General features: G+C 71.1%; 13 protein-coding genes. 8 read left to right on the top strand and 5 right to left on the bottom strand.

What is annotated here, in order from left to right; genetic code table 11:
- From H5398_RS17640 to zupT, 8 genes are read left to right on the top strand one after another with little or no spacing between them, the layout of a single operon-like run.
- Positions 1-729 carry a DUF4129 domain-containing protein gene (locus tag H5398_RS17640; protein ID WP_182798757.1) on the top strand — a complete coding sequence of 243 codons (729 nt, stop codon included), beginning with the start codon at positions 1-3 and terminating at the stop codon, positions 727-729.
- Complete coding sequence (locus H5398_RS01670; protein ID WP_182798756.1) at positions 726-1241, top strand: hypothetical protein; 516 nt, start codon at positions 726-728, stop codon at positions 1239-1241. The genes H5398_RS17640 and H5398_RS01670 overlap by 4 nt, the downstream gene beginning before the upstream one ends.
- On the top strand, positions 1238-2212 hold the full coding sequence (locus H5398_RS01665; protein ID WP_182798755.1) for a MoxR family ATPase: 975 nt from the start codon (positions 1238-1240) through the stop codon (positions 2210-2212). The genes H5398_RS01670 and H5398_RS01665 overlap by 4 nt, the downstream gene beginning before the upstream one ends.
- Complete coding sequence (locus H5398_RS01660; RefSeq protein WP_182798754.1) at positions 2212-3495, top strand: DUF58 domain-containing protein; 1284 nt, start codon at positions 2212-2214, stop codon at positions 3493-3495. The genes H5398_RS01665 and H5398_RS01660 overlap by 1 nt, the downstream gene beginning before the upstream one ends.
- Complete coding sequence (locus H5398_RS01655; RefSeq protein ID WP_182798753.1) at positions 3492-4049, top strand: hypothetical protein; 558 nt, start codon at positions 3492-3494, stop codon at positions 4047-4049. The genes H5398_RS01660 and H5398_RS01655 overlap by 4 nt, the downstream gene beginning before the upstream one ends.
- 54 nt (positions 4050-4103) lie before the next feature.
- Positions 4104-5222 (top strand): ferredoxin reductase, encoded by a 1119-nt coding sequence (locus H5398_RS01650; RefSeq protein ID WP_182798752.1) that lies wholly within the window; start codon positions 4104-4106, stop codon positions 5220-5222.
- A 10-nt stretch (positions 5223-5232) separates the two neighbouring features.
- Positions 5233-6498, top strand: a complete 1266-nt coding sequence (locus tag H5398_RS01645; RefSeq protein WP_182798751.1) for an acyl-CoA desaturase — start codon at positions 5233-5235, stop codon at positions 6496-6498.
- A gap of 18 nt (positions 6499-6516) precedes the next feature.
- Positions 6517-7323, top strand: coding sequence for a zinc transporter ZupT (gene zupT, locus H5398_RS01640; RefSeq protein ID WP_182798750.1), 807 nt, complete (start codon positions 6517-6519; stop codon positions 7321-7323).
- 205 nt (positions 7324-7528) lie between these two features.
- On the opposite strand, the gene H5398_RS01635 is transcribed toward zupT, so the two are convergent.
- The 5 genes from H5398_RS01635 to H5398_RS01615 all read right to left on the bottom strand — a co-directional run bounded on the left by H5398_RS01635 (position 7529) and on the right by H5398_RS01615 (position 15210).
- Positions 7529-9706, bottom strand: a complete 2178-nt coding sequence (locus H5398_RS01635) for a copper-translocating P-type ATPase (protein WP_182798749.1) — start codon at positions 9704-9706, stop codon at positions 7529-7531.
- 91 nt (positions 9707-9797) lie between these two features.
- Entirely contained in the window at positions 9798-11108 is a 1311-nt protein-coding gene (locus H5398_RS01630) for an ABC transporter permease (protein ID WP_182798748.1), read from the bottom strand.
- Positions 11105-13282 carry an ATP-binding cassette domain-containing protein gene (locus tag H5398_RS01625; RefSeq protein WP_182798747.1) on the bottom strand — a complete coding sequence of 726 codons (2178 nt, stop codon included), beginning with the start codon at positions 13280-13282 and terminating at the stop codon, positions 11105-11107. Before H5398_RS01625 ends, H5398_RS01630 begins: the two co-directional genes overlap by 4 nt.
- 78 nt (positions 13283-13360) lie before the next feature.
- A complete protein-coding gene (locus tag H5398_RS01620; RefSeq protein ID WP_182798746.1) occupies positions 13361-14044 on the bottom strand; it encodes a response regulator transcription factor in 684 nt (227 codons plus the stop codon).
- Complete coding sequence (locus tag H5398_RS01615) at positions 14041-15210, bottom strand: sensor histidine kinase (protein ID WP_182798745.1); 1170 nt, start codon at positions 15208-15210, stop codon at positions 14041-14043. The genes H5398_RS01620 and H5398_RS01615 overlap by 4 nt, the downstream gene beginning before the upstream one ends.
- Positions 15211-15273 lie beyond the last annotated feature (63 nt).

The following is a 15273-nucleotide window of genomic DNA, read 5'->3' as shown; positions in this document are numbered from 1 at the left end:
GTGGACGCACCGAAGCCGCCGCGACGAGGCGGAACCCTCCCCCTCGTCATCGCCGTCGCGCTCATTGTCCTCATCCTTGTCACGCTCGGCGCCACCAGCCCGCGGCCTCCGCTGGTCGAGGTCCTCCCCAGACCCACACCCACCGCGACACTCGGGCCCGAGGTCCCCCTCCCCAGCCTCAACCCGCTGCCGTCACAGTCTCCGGTGTATCCCATGCCGGACGTGGAGCCTCTGGTGCTGCCGGGGTGGGCCGACGATGTGGTCCGGATCCTTGCCGCCGTCGCACTCCTCGCGCTGATCGGGACCTTCCTCTACCGCCTGTCCGGTGAGCTGATCAGGACCGAGCGTCGGCACGCTGCCGAACCCACCGGCGCCGAGTCCGAGATCCCGGAGATCGACGACGAGGAACTGGTCGAGGCGCTGGACGAGACGGTCGAGGAGCTCCGTCTGGGCATGGCCGTCGACGGCGCCGTCATCGCGTGCTGGCGGCGGCTCGAGCAGGCCGCGGTCTCGTCGGGCATCTTCAGGAAGCCCGCGCAGACGTCCCAGGAGTTCACCGTCGAGGTGCTGAGCCGGGCGGTGGTGGACGCCGCGGCCCTCGAGGAACTCGCCGAGTTGTATCGCCAGGCGATGTTCTCCACCCACGAGCTCACGGACGCCCACCGCGACCGTGCCGTCTCCGCCCTTGAGGCCCTCAGCGCGCAGCTCAGCGGGAGGGCGGCGCCGTGACGGCCGCATGGAGCCTCATCGCCCGGCTCGCCGTCGGGATCGGCGTCGCCTCGCTGTTCATCCTGATCGACGACGTGGCCTATCTCCGAGTCGAGCCCACCCTGGCGCTTGTCGCCGGAATGGTGGCGGCCGCGGCGTCGTGGGCCGTCAACCAGGTCCTGCCCGCCGCGGACCAGCCGGAGTGGAAGCAGCCGTCCTGGCACACCCGCTCCCCGCACTTCCAGGCCGACATCCGCACCCGCCGCCTCGCCTCGGTCCTCGCCCACGCGCAGCCGGGCCGGGGCTTCGACTCCCGGCGCGTCGCCCGCCAACTCACCGAGCTCACCGTGAGGCGCCTGGTCACCTCCGGGCGCATCGATCGACCCGCCCGCGGCGCCGACCCCCTCGACGGCGCCGACGCACACCTCTCGCCCGCGCTGCTGACCTACCTCCGCAGCGCGGAGGCCGAGCACCCCCAGGTGCTCAACCGCAAGACCTTGCACGCCCACCTCAAGGAGATCGATTCGCTATGAGCACCCCCGCCGCGCTCACCCAGGCCCAGGCCACCTCGCTCGTGCAGCAGGTGCTCGACGCCGTCGACACCGCCCTCGTGGGGAAGCGCGATCAGATGACCCTGGTGCTGGCGGGTGTGCTCGCCGGCGGCCACGTGCTGCTCGAGGACCTGCCCGGTCTGGGCAAGACGTTGGCGGCGCGCTCCCTGGCGCAGGCGCTCGGCCTGGAGTTCACCCGCGCCCAGTTCACCCCGGACCTGCTCCCCGCCGACCTCACCGGCTCCTACATCTTCGACCAGCACACCAGCGAATTCAGCTTCCGCGAGGGCCCCATCTTCACCGGACTCCTCCTCGCCGACGAGATCAACCGCACGCCGCCCAAGACCCAGTCCGCGCTGCTGGAGGCGATGCAGGAGCGGCAGGTCACCGTCGAGGGGCACACGTTCGTGCTGCCGCGACCCTTCCACGTGCTGGCCACCGCGAACCCGATCGAGCACGAGGGCACCTACCCGCTGCCCGAGGCTCAGCTCGACCGGTTCCTGCTGCGGCTGGCCTTCGGGTATCCGTCGCTCGACGAGGAGTGGGACGTGCTCTCCCGGCGGATGGGGCGACGGCGGGAGGAGATCGTGGTCGACGCCGTCCTCGGCCCTGCCGGGCTGCTCGCCGTGCAGGACTGCGTCGAGAACATCCACGTGGCGGAATCGGTGGGCCGCTACGCCATCGATCTGGTCCGCGCCACGCGTGAGCATCAGGACACGATGGTGGGGGCGTCGCCGCGAGGGTCGCTGTCGCTGCTGCTGTGCTCGCGGGCGCTGGCGCTGATCGAGGGCCGCGACTTCGTCATCCCCGAGGACATCAAGCGCCTCGCCGTGCCCGCGCTCGGGCACCGGATCGTGATCCGGCCGGAGCTGTGGCTCAACAACGTAGCGCCGGAATCGATCGTTCGGGCGGTCCTGGACGTGGTGCCGGTGCCGGACGCGGAGAGCCTCTGATGCAGGTCACGCACACCCCCGCGCTGCTGCGGTCCCTCGGGGTCGCGGCGGTGCTGGGCGTGCTCGCGATCGTCGCGCAGCGGGCCGACGTCGCGGTCCTGATGGCGCCCTTCGTCGTCCACCTGGCGTGGGCGTGGGCGGTTCGACGGCGCGGCGAACCCGAAGTGGAGGTGAGGCCGAAGGCGGTGGTGGTGCCCGAGGGGGAGTCGGTGCCGCTGGTGACTCGCGCGTCGCAGGCGTGGCCGTCGTCCGTTGTCACGCTGCAGTGGCCGGTGCGGCCGGGGATCGCGGTGGAGCCCGACGCCGGCACGGTGCTGGATGCGGTGGCCGTTGAGGGCTCGAGTGTCGCGGTGCAGCCCGAGCGCTGGGGTCGCTACGACGTGGGCCCCGGCTCGGTGTCCGTGGCGGACCTGAGCGGGAGCTGGCGCGCCTCGGCCGCGCTGCCCCGCGTGCAGATCACCGTGCGGCCGGCGTCCTCGACGCTGGAGGGCGGCAGCGGGGTGGCCCATCCGATCGGCATCGTCGGCATGCACCGCTCTCGGCATCGTGGCGACGGCAGCGACCTGGCCGATGTGCGCGAGTTCCGCCCCGGGGACAGGCTGAGGCGGATCAACTGGCGGGTGACGTCGCGGCTGGGGAAGGTGCACGTCAACTCGACGCTGACCGAGCGCGACACGGACGTCCTCATCGTCGTCGACACCCTCCTCGACGTGGTCCCCGCGGATCCGACGGCGCCCACGAGCCTGGATGCGACGGTGCGCGCGGTCGCGGCGATCTCCCGCCACTACGTCGGCTTCGGGGACCGCGTGGCGGTCCACGACCTCGGCCGACGGATCGGCCATGTCCGCTCCGGCACCGGGCCCCGCCAGGCGAGGGTGGTGCTCAACGTGCTGTCGCGGGCGAATCGCAGCGTGCCGGACTGGGACATGCTGCGGCCCGTCGGCACGGTGACCAGCGGGATGCTGGTGTTCTTCTGCTCGCCGCTGCTGGAGCGGGAGTCGCAGGACGAACTGGTGCGGCTCCGCAGACTCGGTGCGGAGGTGATCGCGGTGGACACGCTGCCGGAGGGGATCGGGCGGTTCGAGGACATCGGGGCTTTCCGCCGCGACACCTTCCTCGGCGAGGCCTGGATGATGCGCCGGATGGAGCGCGACGACGCCATCGAGCGGCTGCGCGGCATCGGCATCCCGGTGACTCCGTGGCGTGGGACGAGCAGCCTGGCGAGCGTGCTGCTCTCGATGGAGGCGGCGCGCTCCGCCCCGAGGCGGGTGCTCGGCCGATGAGGGACCTCGCCGAACTGGTCGCCGCGTGGATCTACGCGCTGCGGATCACCAGTGGTCAGCAGTGGGTGCTGCGGATGGTGGTCCTCGCGTCGGGCCTGTCCACCGCGGCCCTGTGCGCGGTGTGGTTCCCGACGGTGGTCTCGTCCGCCCTGTTTGCGGTCGCGGTGCTGATGGCGTTCGCGTCGGTGGTGCGCCCGGACTCCGCGGCACCGCTGGGGCTGGTCGCCGTCGTCGCCCTGTCGTGGCTGTCCGGGGGCGCGGGCTCGTCGTGGTGGGAGTGGCTGGCGGTGGCCGGCCTGGTGGCCGTGTTCCACCTGAGCGTCGCGTTCGCCGCGGCGGCGCCGTCGTACGCGACGATCACCGGCCGCGCGGCTCACCGGATGGTGCGAGGGCTGGCGGGTTTCGTGGGCGTGAGTGTCGCGGTGGGGGCCGGAGTGATCGTCCTGACCGCCCTGCCCGACGATGCGCTCGGGCTCTGGTGGGTGGTCGCGGGGTCGCTCGCCCTGGCCTCGGCGACGGTGGGTCTGGTGGCCGCGCTCAGACGCCCCGGCTAGGGGCTGAAACGCGCTGTTTGAGCGCTTACCTACGGTAGCGTAACCTTGTAGGTAATGACTCTTCAGGGCGCCACCGGCGCCCCGCCTCAGGCGCACAGCTCGGTGGTCAAGCGCGTGCTGAGACAGGCCCGCTCGGGGGCCCGGAAGGTGGCCGAGGCGCTCGCCACGCCACTGCTCCCCGAGGACTTCCTTGACCTGATCGACCCGCTGCGCTCCGGCGCGGACCTGCGCGGCCGCGTCGTGGCAGTCCGCCCCGAGACCGCCAGCGCCACCACGGTGGTCATCAGGCCGGGGCGCGGGTGGCGCACCCACAAGCCCGGCCAGTACACCCGCATCGGCGTGGACGTCGACGGGGTCCGCCAGTGGCGCGCCTACTCCATCACCAGCCCGGTCAACGACGCGGGCACCATCACGCTGACCATCCGGGCCATCGCTGAGGGCAAGGTCAGCAACTACGTCAAGGCGCACCTCAGGCCCGGGGCCGTGATCCTGCTGGACCAGGCCACGGGAGACTTCGTCCTCCCCAGCCAGGTGCCGGACGCCGTGCTGTTCCTCACCGCCGGCAGCGGGATCACCCCCGTCATGGGGATGCTGCGCAACTCGCCGCTGCCGCGGGACGTGGTGGTGGTCCACTCCGCGCCCACCCCCGAGGAGATGCTGTTCCGCACCGAGCTCCGGGCGCTCGCCGACGCGGGTCGGATCCGGCTGATCACCCGCTTCACGAGGGCGGCGGGCGTGCTGCCCGTGACCGAGCTCGACTCCGTCGTCCCGGATTGGCGCACCCGGCACACCTGGGCCTGCGGCCCCACCGCCCTGCTCGACGACGCCGAGGCACACTGGGCCGACGCCGGCCTGGCCGACCACCTGCACACCGAGCGGTTCCGCCCCCGGATCCACGCCGTCGGCGAGGGCGGGGAGATCACCTTCACACGCTCAGGAATCACCACCGCGGCCGACGCCTCCACCACCCTGCTCGACGCGGGCGAGGAAGCCGGCGTGCTGATGCCGTCGGGCTGCCGGATGGGCATCTGCTTCAACTGCGTCGTCCCCATGACCGAGGGCAGTGTCCGCGACCTCCGCACGGGGGACCTGACCACCGCCAACCCCGATGACCCCGTCATCATCCAGACCTGTGTGTCGGCTGCGGCCGGTCCATGCCATCTCCGAATCTGAAGGCCTCACCATGACCGAGACAGTCCAGAACCGCCCGAACCGCATCACCACCTCCCGCCCGCAGGAACGAGCCGAGATCTCGGCCAGCGGCAAGCACAATCCCATCGCCCACCTCAGCCCCGAGGACATCGAGGACATCGGTCGCGAGCTTGACGCCATCCGCGACGAGATCATGGCCAGCCGCGGATCCGACGACGCCGCCTACATCCGGCGTGTGATCAGGACGCAGCGCTCCCTGGAGCTGGCCAGCCGCGTCGTGCTGTTGTTCTCCAGGTTCCCGCCCGCGTTCGTCCTCGGCACCACGGGGCTGACGGTGGCCAAGATCATCGAGAACACCGAGATCGGGCACAACATCCTCCACGGCCAGTGGGATTGGATGCGCGACGAGAAGATCCACTCCAGCACGTGGGAGTGGGACTTCGCCTCGCCCGCCGAGCAGTGGAAGAAGTCCCACAACGTCGAGCACCACACCTACACCAACGTCGTGGGCATGGACAACGACCTCGGCTACAACGTGCTGCGCGTGGACCCGGACCAGGAGTGGAAGCTGCTGCACCTGTTCCAGCCGGTGACCAACTTCTTCACGGCGCTGTTCTTCGAGTACGGCATCGCGGCCTACGACCTCGACCTCAAGGGCTGGAGCGAGGGGACCAAGGACAAGCAGGTGTTCCGGGAGGACCTGAAGAAGGTCTTCGCCAAGATCCGCACCCAGATGACGAAGGACTACCTGGTGCACCCGTTGCTGTCGGGGCCCTCCGCGCTGTCGACGCTGATGGCCAACGCGATCGCCAACACCGCCCGCAACGTGTGGACGCACTCGGTGATCTTCTGCGGCCACTTCCCCGAGGGCGTGGAGACGTTCGAGACGGAGTCCATCGAGGGCGAGACGCGGGGCGAGTGGTACGTGCGGCAGATGCTCGGGTCGGCCAACATCTCGGGCAGCAAGCTCATGCACATCATGACCGGGCACCTGTCCCACCAGGTGGAGCACCACCTGTTCCCAGACATGCCTAGCAACCGCTATGCCGAGATCTCCCCGAGGGTCCAGGCGCTCATGCAGCGCTATCACCTGCGCTACGTCACAGGGCCGCTGCCCAAGCAGGTGGCCTCCGCGTGGGGCAAGGTGTTCAGGTACTCCCTGCCCAACAAGAAGCCGGGCACGAGCCAGTGGGCGGAGGTGGCCTCGGCCGCCCGCGCCGCGGTGGGCGACGTGGTGGACTCCACCCGCGGAATGTGGCGGCGCCCGCGGCAGGCGGCCATCGGCGCCATGGCCTAGCGCTAGCCTGAGCGCACGATGATCCTTGCGCTTCTTGTCTCGCTGTTCGCCGGTCTGGCCACCTCCATCGGCGGGCTTCTGGTGGTGCGCCGCAAGACGTTGGGGCGTCGGTTCCTGGCCGTCGCGCTGGCGTTCGCAGCAGGCGCCATGCTGATGATCTCCTTCATGCAGATCCTGCCGCTGGGCATCCAATGGATGGCGGAGACCTACTCGCTGGCCACGGCCGAGGCGCTTGTCTTCGCCGCGTTCTTCGTCGGCATCCTCCTTGTCCTGGCGATCGACCGGCTGCTCCCCGCCTCGCTGAACCCGAGCGAGATCGAGGGCCGCGAGGCGGCCATGGGGTCCAAGGACGCGGCGCGCAACACTCGCCTGCTCCGGAGCGGCCTCCTCGTAGGGCTGGTGCTGGGGCTGCACAACTTCCCCGAGGGCATGGCCACGTTCTTCAGCACCTACCAGGACCCGAAGATCGGCCTGACGCTCGCCGTCGCCGTCGCGATCCACAACGTGCCGGAGGGCATCGCTGTCGCGGCGCCGGTCTATGCGGCGACGGGGTCGCGGGGCAAGGCCTTCTGGTGGGCCACCGTCTCCGGGTTGACGGAGCCCATCGGCGCCTTGGTGGCCGCGGCTCTGATCAGCTGGGTGGTACCGGAGTCCGTGCTGGGACTGTTCTACGGGCTGGTGGCCGGGATGATGGTGTTCCTTGCGCTGGACGAGATGCTGCAGGCGTCGTGGCGCTACCAGACGGACAAGCACCAGACCATCTACGGCATGCTCGCCGGGATGGCGATCGTCGCCGCGAGCCTGGTCCTGTTCGCCGCGGCCTGAGGGACACGGGGCCCCGGCCGCCCGTCCCCGCTGGCTGAGGTGCCGCGCAGCGGCCTCGAAGCCTATGAAACGTGAGCTGACAAGGAGCGTTTCTTAGGCTTCGAGGCTCGTCGCTTCGCTCCTTGCGCCTCAGCCAGCGGGAGGGGGCTCGTCGCTCCTCGCGCCTCAGCCAGCGGGAGGGGCTCGTCGCTCCGCTCCTCGCGCCTCAGCCAGCGGGAGAGGCGAGGTGATCGGGATCCAGATCGATGCGACGCAGCAGCTGTGCGTTCAGCGCCACGATGATCGTCGACAACGACATCAGCACCGCCCCCACCGCCGGGGACAGCACCACCCCGATGGGCGCCAGCACGCCGGCGGCCAGCGGCACCGCGACGATGTTGTAGCCCGCCGCCCACACCAGGTTCTGGATCATCTTGCGGTAACTCGCCCGCGACAGGTCGATCATGGACAGCACCGCCCGTGGGTCGTTGCCCGCCAGCACCACGCCGGCCGACTCCATCGCGACGTCCGTCCCGGCCCCGATCGCGATCCCCACCTCGGCGCGAGCCAGGGCCGGGGCGTCGTTGACGCCGTCGCCCACCATCGCCACGGTCAGCCCGCGACCCTGCAGCTCGGTCACCTTGGTGTCCTTGTCCTGCGGCAGCACCTCGGCGAACACCTCGTCGATGCCCAGCTCGGCGCCGACGGCCTCGGCGACCTGCCGTGCGTCGCCGGTGACCATCGCCACCCGCACGCCGCGATCCTGCAGCGCCCTGACCGCAGCCTTCGACTCCGCGCGGACCTTGTCCTCGACGGCGACCGCCCCGATCACCTCGCCGTCGCGGATGACGTGCAGCACGCCGGCTCCCCGCCCGGACCACGATCCCGTCTGCTCCGTGAGGGCCGACGGCGTCTTCAGCCCCAGCTCGCGCAGCAGGGTAGGCCCGCCCACCTGGATGATCGAGCCGTCGACGGTGGCCCGCACCCCGCGGCCGGTGGAGGCGGAGAAGTCTGTCCCGCGCAGTCGCATGCCCGACGCCTCCGGGTGCTCGGCGGCCGCCGCGACGATCGCCCGCGCGACGGGGTGCTCGCTGTCTGCCTCGGCTGCGGCCGCCAGGGACAGCAGCTCCGCCTCGGACACCCCGGCCGCGGCGACATCCGTCACCGCGTGCGCGCCCTCCGTCAGCGTGCCGGTCTTGTCGAACAGCACCACGTCGATGGTGCGCATCCGCTCCAGCGCCATGCGGTCCTTGATCAGCACGCCGTTCTTGGCGGCGCGCTCAGTGGAGATCGCGATGACAAGCGGGATCGCCAGGCCCAGTGCGTGGGGGCAGGCGATGACCAGCACGGTGACGGTCCGCACCACGGCCTGGTCGGGGCTGCCGAGCAGGGTCCACGCGATGGCGGTCAGGATGCCCGCGCCGAGCGCGAACCAGAACAGCAGCGCGGCGGCCCGGTCGGCCAGGGCCTGCGCCCGCGACGACGAGGCCTGAGCGTCGGCCACCATCCGCTGGATCCCTGCCAGGGCGGTGTCGTCGCCGGTGGCCTCGACCCGCACCCGCACCGTGTTGTCCGTGGCGACGGTGCCGGCGACGACGCGCTCGCCCTCGCCCCGCGCCACTGGCTGCGACTCCCCGGTGATCATCGACTCATCGAACTCCGCCGCGCCCTCGACGATCGTCCCGTCCGCAGGCACCCGGGCGCCCGCGCGGACGAGCACCACGTCGTCGACCGCCAGTTCCGCGATCGGGACGACGACCGTCCCGTCGTCGGTCACCCGCTCCGCCTCGCTGGGCAGCAGTTCTGCCAGCGCGTCGAGAGCCGAGGAGGCGGCGCCGAGCGCCCGCATCTCCATCCAGTGGCCGAGCAGCATGATGGTCACCAGCAGCGCCAGCTCCCACCAGAAGTCGAGCTCGAAGCCGCCGATGCCGAGCGTGGTGACCCACGAGGCCGCGAACGCGACGCTGATGGCCAGCGAGATCAGCAGCATCATCCCCGGCTGTCGGGTCTTCAGCTCGCGCCAGCCGCCCTTGAGGAACGGCACCCCGCCGTAGGCGAAGATCGCGGTGCCGAGGACGGGCGCGATCCACGTGGAGCCGGGGAATTCCGGCAGGTGGTATCCGAGCAGGTGCGCCACCATGGGGCTGAAGACCACCACCGGGATGGTCAGCGCCAGGGACACCCAGAAGCGGTTCTTGAACATCGCCGTCGAGTGTCCGGCGTGCTCCCCGTGAGAGTGGACCTGCTTATCGTCTGCCCCGGAGTGGGCGGCGCCGTGGGGCATCGCCTGCCCGTGGGTGCTGTGGCCGGCGTGGTTGTCGTCGACCGCCACGCCGCCGTGATCGGCATGGCCAGCGTGTGGGTCGGGGGAGGTGTGATGGTTCTGGTGCTGTGACTGCTCCATGTCTCAGGTATATACCCCCAGGGGGTATCAAATCAAGCCTTTGGGGGAAACGTGTTGCCCGACGCCCCCCAGAGCGCCGGGCAACACGGGATCACTCGTAGCGCAGCGAGTTCACCGGATCCGCCCGCGCGGCCCGCGCCGCCGGGAACGTCCCGGCGAGGAAGGCGATGGCAACCACCAGGGCGATGACCGCCCCCACAGCCAGGGGGTCGAACGCGATCAGCGTGAGTCCCGGCAGGTCCGCCAGGAGGGTGCGCGACAGCATGCGGCTCAGGACGCCACCCGCCAGCATGGCCACACCCACGCCCAGCACGCTCCCGAGCAGGCCGATGACGGTGGCCTCCAGGCTGAACAGCCCGAACACCCGCCCGTTCCCCATCCCCATGGCCTTCATCAGGCCGATCTCGCGGGTCCGCTCCTGCACCGACATGTACAGCGTGTTGACGATCCCGAAGCTGGCGGCCAGCAGCGCGATGATCGCGAACGCGTTGAGCACCAGCACGATCCCGTCGATGACGGTGGTGAAGGTCCCCAGCTGGTCGGAGACCGTGACGGCGGAGTAGCCGGCGTCCGCCAGCCGGTCCTGGAGCGCTTCGGTCTCCTCCGTGGTGGCGCCGGCGTCGTACCAGACGGATGCCTCCGCGTAGCGGTCCTCCTCGTCGGCGGGGAGGCCCGTGTTCTGCGCCTCCTCGAGGGCCACGCTGAGGGTGTCGTTGAGCACGATGCTCGCGCCCGTGGGGGAGGCGAGTCCCTCCTCGGCGACGCCGACGACGGTGGCCTCCATGGTGTGCGCGGTGCGGAGCGCGTCGCTGATCTGCAGGGTCACGCTCTGCCCGATCGCGTCCGCCTCGTCGGCGAAGCCGAGCGGCTCGACGTAGGACACGGGCAGCACCAGCTGCGACTCGTCCGACGCGTCGTCGGGAGCCTGGCCGGCGACCAGCTGGATCTCCTGGCCTGATACGAGGCTGCCCACGTTGACGACGTAGGGGGTGCCGTCGCCCGCCTGGATGAAGTCCGGGTTGAGCGATCTGGTGGGCTGCACGTCCAGCACGCCGTCGATGCCCGCCAGCTCGTCGAGGTCGTCCTGCGTGAGCGCGGTGACCACCCCGCCGCCGCCGGGGCCGGGATGGTCGCTGCTGATGGCGTCGGGGTCGTACTCGCGGGGCCCGGAGGCGCCGCGCATGCCGGACTCGCCCTCCGCCGTGCGGGTCACGGTGAGCACGTCCGAGGCGCCGACGGCGGTGACCGTGTCGTCGATGTAGCGGTTGATGCCGGTGCCCAGCCCGCTGGTGAGGGTGAGCGTGAACGCCCCGACGAAGATCGCCAGGACCGTCAGGATGGTGCGGGTCTTGGAGCGCCACACGTTGGCGAACGCCGATGAGACGAGGTCGTGGGCCTTCATGCCGCCACCACCTGCTCGTCGCCGACGAGGAGCCCGTCGCGGATGAGGAGGCGGCGGTCGCAGCGTGCGGCGAGGTCGTCGTCATGGGTCACGATGATGAGCGTGATGCCGTGCTGGCGGTTGAGGTCCAGCAGGATGTTCTCGACGACGGCGCCGGTGGCCGAGTCGAGGTTGCCGGTGGGCTCGTCGGCGAAGATGATCCGAGGAGTGTTGATCAGGGCCCGCGCGATCACCACCCGCTGCTTCTGGCCGCCGGACAGGTCGCTGGCCTTGTTCCTGGACTTGTCGTCGAGCTCGAGCTGCTCCAGCACCTCCATGCCCCGCCGTCGTCGCTCGCTGCGCGGGATTCCCGCGATCTTCAGCGGCAGCGTGACGTTGTCGAGCACCGTCGCGCTCGGCGTGAGGAAGAACTGCTGGAACACGAACCCGAAGGTCTGGTTGCGGGTGCGGTTGAGCCGCCGTCCGCGCAGCTCACCGGTGTCGACGCCCTCCAGCGTGATGCTGCCCGACGTCGGCGCGTCCAGCAGCGCGAGCGTGTGCATGAGGGTGGACTTGCCGGATCCGCTCTTGCCGAGGATCGCGATGCTCTCGCCCGGCTGGATGTCTAGGGTGACGCCGCGGAGCGCCTCGAAGCTGCTCTGGCCACGGCCGTAGGTCTTGTGCACCTCGCGGGCCGAGATGATGGGGCTGGTCAACTGATCCTCCTGATGAAAGCCGGCCGCGTGGAAGCGGGCGGCATCTTCAATCATCCGCAGCCTGCGCCCCTGACGCATCGTCTCGATGTGGGCTCCTGCGGTACTGCGCCGGTGGTAGGTGGCGCTGCCGTCGATTCGCCCAAGCCGGGTCTCACCGGAACGCGTAGGCTCCACGTGCAGCCGCTCCGCGGAAACGCCGGCCGTGCGCAGCTCGGAGGCCAACTGCTGCATCATCGACGTGGGCCCGCACATCCGCACTCCCAGCTGGTCCGCGTCGACGCCCCCGGCGGTGAGGACGTCCGCGGCGCTCACCCTGGGCTCGGCTGTGGTGTCGATGAAGCGCACGGTGAGCCACGGATACCGGGCGGCGCTGTCCAGCAGTTCCCCCTCCATGGGGCTCGCGACGGCGTCCCGGCGTGACCACAGCAGGGTCACCCGTCCACCCGGTCCGTCTTCACCGGCCGTCCTGATGGTCGCGATCATGGGCGCGATCCCCGCGCCGCCAGCCACCCAGACGTTGCTGGGCTCGTGCGGGACGGGATCGGTGGACCCCTGGGGGGCGCTGAGCCACACGCGGTCGCCCACCGCCACGCGCTCGACGAGCCGGCGCGTGCCCTTGCCGGACGCCTTCACCCCCAGTTCGAGTTCCCCGTCGGGGCTGACGCCGGCGACGGTGAACGGGTGCGCCCGCTCGCGCGCGGACCGAAGCCCCAGGTACACGAAGTGGCCCGGCAGGAATCCGCGGTCGCGATCGGGCTTGACGTGGACCATGGCCACGAGGTCGCTGAGCCGGTGGACCTGCGTGACGGTGCCGTTGCGAAACCAGCCACGGGCGTGGCGGGCGAGCGTCCGGTCGAGCACCGCCCACACGCCGTAGGCGCACACGACGAGGTAGACCGCGCGCAGGGCCACCGACGAGGGGGTCAGCTCCGCGTCGACGAAGCCGTGATACATGGCGGCAAGGACGTACACGGCGAGCACGGCGTGCATGATCCGCCAGATGTCGTAGCTGCTGCGGGCGATCCACCCGAGGGGGCCTCGCCAGCGCGCCGCCCGGGTTCCCGGCGCGAGGAACGCCCAGGCGATCAGCAGCACGGTCACCTTCTCCATGACTTCCATCACCATTGAGGTGGCACTCGGCTCGCCCCGCGTGGCCATGATCCGGGGATGCACGATGGCCAGGGCGAACCCGAGCGTCCCCGCCACCCGGTGCCACCACAGCTGCGCGTCGATCCCACCGAAGAGCCTCGCTGGCGCCGGGCGCTGGGTGATCGAGAGCATGGCGGCGGACATCAACCAGATCGCCTCCACGCCCAGGGTCTCGCCCACGCGGTCACCGAGGGGCTTGTCGGCCGGCAGCAGCGCCATCCACAGCACCGCGATGACCACGGCACCCGCGACGGTGGCCACCATTCCGGGGCGGAGCCACAGCCCCGCGCTGGGCGGACGGAGTGACACGGTGCTGGCGTGATGCGACATGGTTTCATCCTCTGCCAGGGCCTCTGCGCCCCACATCCGCCCGGCGCGGCAACCGGGGCCTACTCCGATCGCAGTAGGTCAGGGATGCCCGACGCGGACCAGGCCGGACTGGTACGCCGCCACCACCAGCTGGGCGCGGTCGCGCAGGTTCAACTTGGTCATAGCCCGGTTGAGGTGCGTCTTCACGGTCAACGGGGAGAGCACCAGGCGGGCCGCGATGTCGTCGTTGGTGAGGCCCTCCGCGGCCAGGGCCACCAGTTCGCGCTCGCGGTCGGTGAGCAGCGGGAGCGGGAGTCGGCCACCCGCCTCGGTGGCCTGGGCGACGCTCGTGGGCTGGGCGAGGAACCTGGCGATCAGCCCCTTCGTCGCGGCCGGCGACAGCAGCTGTTCGCCGGCTGCGACGATGCGGATGGCCTCCAGCAGCTGCGCCGGTTCGACTCCCTTGCCGAGGAACCCCGAGGCCCCGGCGCGGAGGGCCTCGAAGACGTACTCGTCCAGCTCGAAGGTGGTCAGGATGAGAACCCGGACCCCGGCCAGGTCGTCGTCGGCGCAGATCCTGCGGGTGGCCTCCAACCCGTCGAGCACTGGCATCCGCACGTCCATGAGGACGACATCGGCGGCCGTCTCGCGCACCAGCCGGAGCGCCTCCTCCCCGTCGGCGGCCAGGCCCACCACCTCCAGCTGGGGGTCCGAGTTGATCAACGCCGCGAACCCGCTCCTGACCAGGGCCTGGTCGTCGGCGAGCACCACTCGGATGGTCATGAGTCCTCCCTCAGAAGGGGCAGCTCGGCGGTCACGACGAACAGGCCGGGGTCGTGGGTGAGGGTGAGAGTTCCGCCGGCGGCCAGCACGCGTTCGCGCATCCCCATCAGGCCGAAGCCGCTCGATGGCCCCTGTTCCCGCTCCCCGGGGGGCACCGGGTTGCTGATCTCGATGCTCAGCGTGTCCCCGCGGCGGATGACCACGCTCACGGGGGCGCCCGGGGCGTGCTTGCGCGCGTTGGTCAGGGCCTCCTGCACCAGTCGATGCGCGGCGTGGCCGGCCAGCGGGGCCACCCCGTCGAGGCCGGTGGGTCCGGTGACGGTGAGGGGCACGCCGAGCCTGCGGGCCGCGTCGAACGTGTCGGCCAGGTCCGTGGGGGCGGGAGCCGCGGCGGAGGGAACCAGGCTCTCGTCCTGGCGCAGGACGCCGAGGATGCCCTGCAGTTCGTCGAGCACGGTGGCCGCGGCCGTGCGGATGTGGCCGATCGACGCCTCGGCCGTGGCAGGGTCGCTGCGCAGGAGGTGACCGGCGACGCCGGCCTGGACGTTGATCACGCTCACGTGGTGGGCCATCACGTCGTGCAGCTCGCGCGCGATGCGGACCCTGTCCTCGGCGACGAGGCGCAGCGCCAACTGGTCGTTGGCCGCCTCCGCGCGCTCTGCCCGCTGCTCGAGGGCCTCCACCATCAGACGCTGGCTGCGCGCCGCCAACCCGATCGCCGTCCCGATCCACAACCAGAGGAATCCCTCGCCCGGCTTCCCCCACCACGGCGCCCCCGAGAGCACGCCCGCCAGGGTCGCGCTCACGAGCACGACGGTGGCGCCGGCGGCAGAGATCATCACCGTGCGGCGCTCCCGGTGCAGGGCGAGCGAGAAGGCCAGCGCGGCGGGCGCGAACGGGGCCAGGTTCAACGGGTGGCCGCTCGCCTGCGCGATGGCGGACGCCGCCACGGACACCCAGAAGGCCGGGGCGAGGTGCCAGCGGCGACCCACCACCGCAGCGGCCGCCACCAGGGTGAGGACGATGTCCAACCATCCGTAGGCGTACGGCGCGCCCCCGTGCGGCGGGCTCGAAGCAATCGTGGGGCCCGCCACGAGGGTCAGCATCGCCGCGGCGCCCACGATGGCGAGCTCCGCGGGTAGGCGGAGGGTGTGACGTGGGGCCATAGCCGTCACCTTAGGCGCGAGGCGGGGGCGGGCGCGTCGTCCGGGCGCAGGCTGAGCGGGGTA

The sequence above is a fragment of the Tessaracoccus sp. MC1679 genome, from assembly GCF_014164775.1.
Classification (GTDB): Bacteria; Actinomycetota; Actinomycetes; order Propionibacteriales; family Propionibacteriaceae; genus Arachnia.
This window is presented reverse-complemented; position numbering and strand designations above follow the sequence as displayed.

What these genes read in the sequence shown, in the direction of transcription:
- H5398_RS01665 (WP_182798755.1), top strand. Translation starts at nt 1,238, where the DNA reads ATGAGCACCCCCGCCGCGCTCACCCAGGCCCAGGCCACCTCGCTCGTG.
- H5398_RS01660 (WP_182798754.1), top strand. Translation starts at nt 2,212, where the DNA reads ATGCAGGTCACGCACACCCCCGCGCTGCTGCGGTCCCTCGGGGTCGCG.
- H5398_RS01655 (WP_182798753.1), top strand. Translation starts at nt 3,492, where the DNA reads ATGAGGGACCTCGCCGAACTGGTCGCCGCGTGGATCTACGCGCTGCGG.
- H5398_RS01650 (WP_182798752.1), top strand. Translation starts at nt 4,104, where the DNA reads ATGACTCTTCAGGGCGCCACCGGCGCCCCGCCTCAGGCGCACAGCTCG.
- H5398_RS01645 (WP_182798751.1), top strand. Translation starts at nt 5,233, where the DNA reads ATGACCGAGACAGTCCAGAACCGCCCGAACCGCATCACCACCTCCCGC.
- zupT (WP_182798750.1), top strand. Translation starts at nt 6,517, where the DNA reads ATGATCCTTGCGCTTCTTGTCTCGCTGTTCGCCGGTCTGGCCACCTCC.
- H5398_RS01635 (WP_182798749.1), bottom strand. Translation starts at nt 9,706, where the DNA reads ATGGAGCAGTCACAGCACCAGAACCATCACACCTCCCCCGACCCACAC.
- H5398_RS01630 (WP_182798748.1), bottom strand. Translation starts at nt 11,108, where the DNA reads ATGAAGGCCCACGACCTCGTCTCATCGGCGTTCGCCAACGTGTGGCGC.
- H5398_RS01625 (WP_182798747.1), bottom strand. Translation starts at nt 13,282, where the DNA reads ATGTCGCATCACGCCAGCACCGTGTCACTCCGTCCGCCCAGCGCGGGG.
- H5398_RS01620 (WP_182798746.1), bottom strand. Translation starts at nt 14,044, where the DNA reads ATGACCATCCGAGTGGTGCTCGCCGACGACCAGGCCCTGGTCAGGAGC.
- H5398_RS01615 (WP_182798745.1), bottom strand. Translation starts at nt 15,210, where the DNA reads ATGGCCCCACGTCACACCCTCCGCCTACCCGCGGAGCTCGCCATCGTG.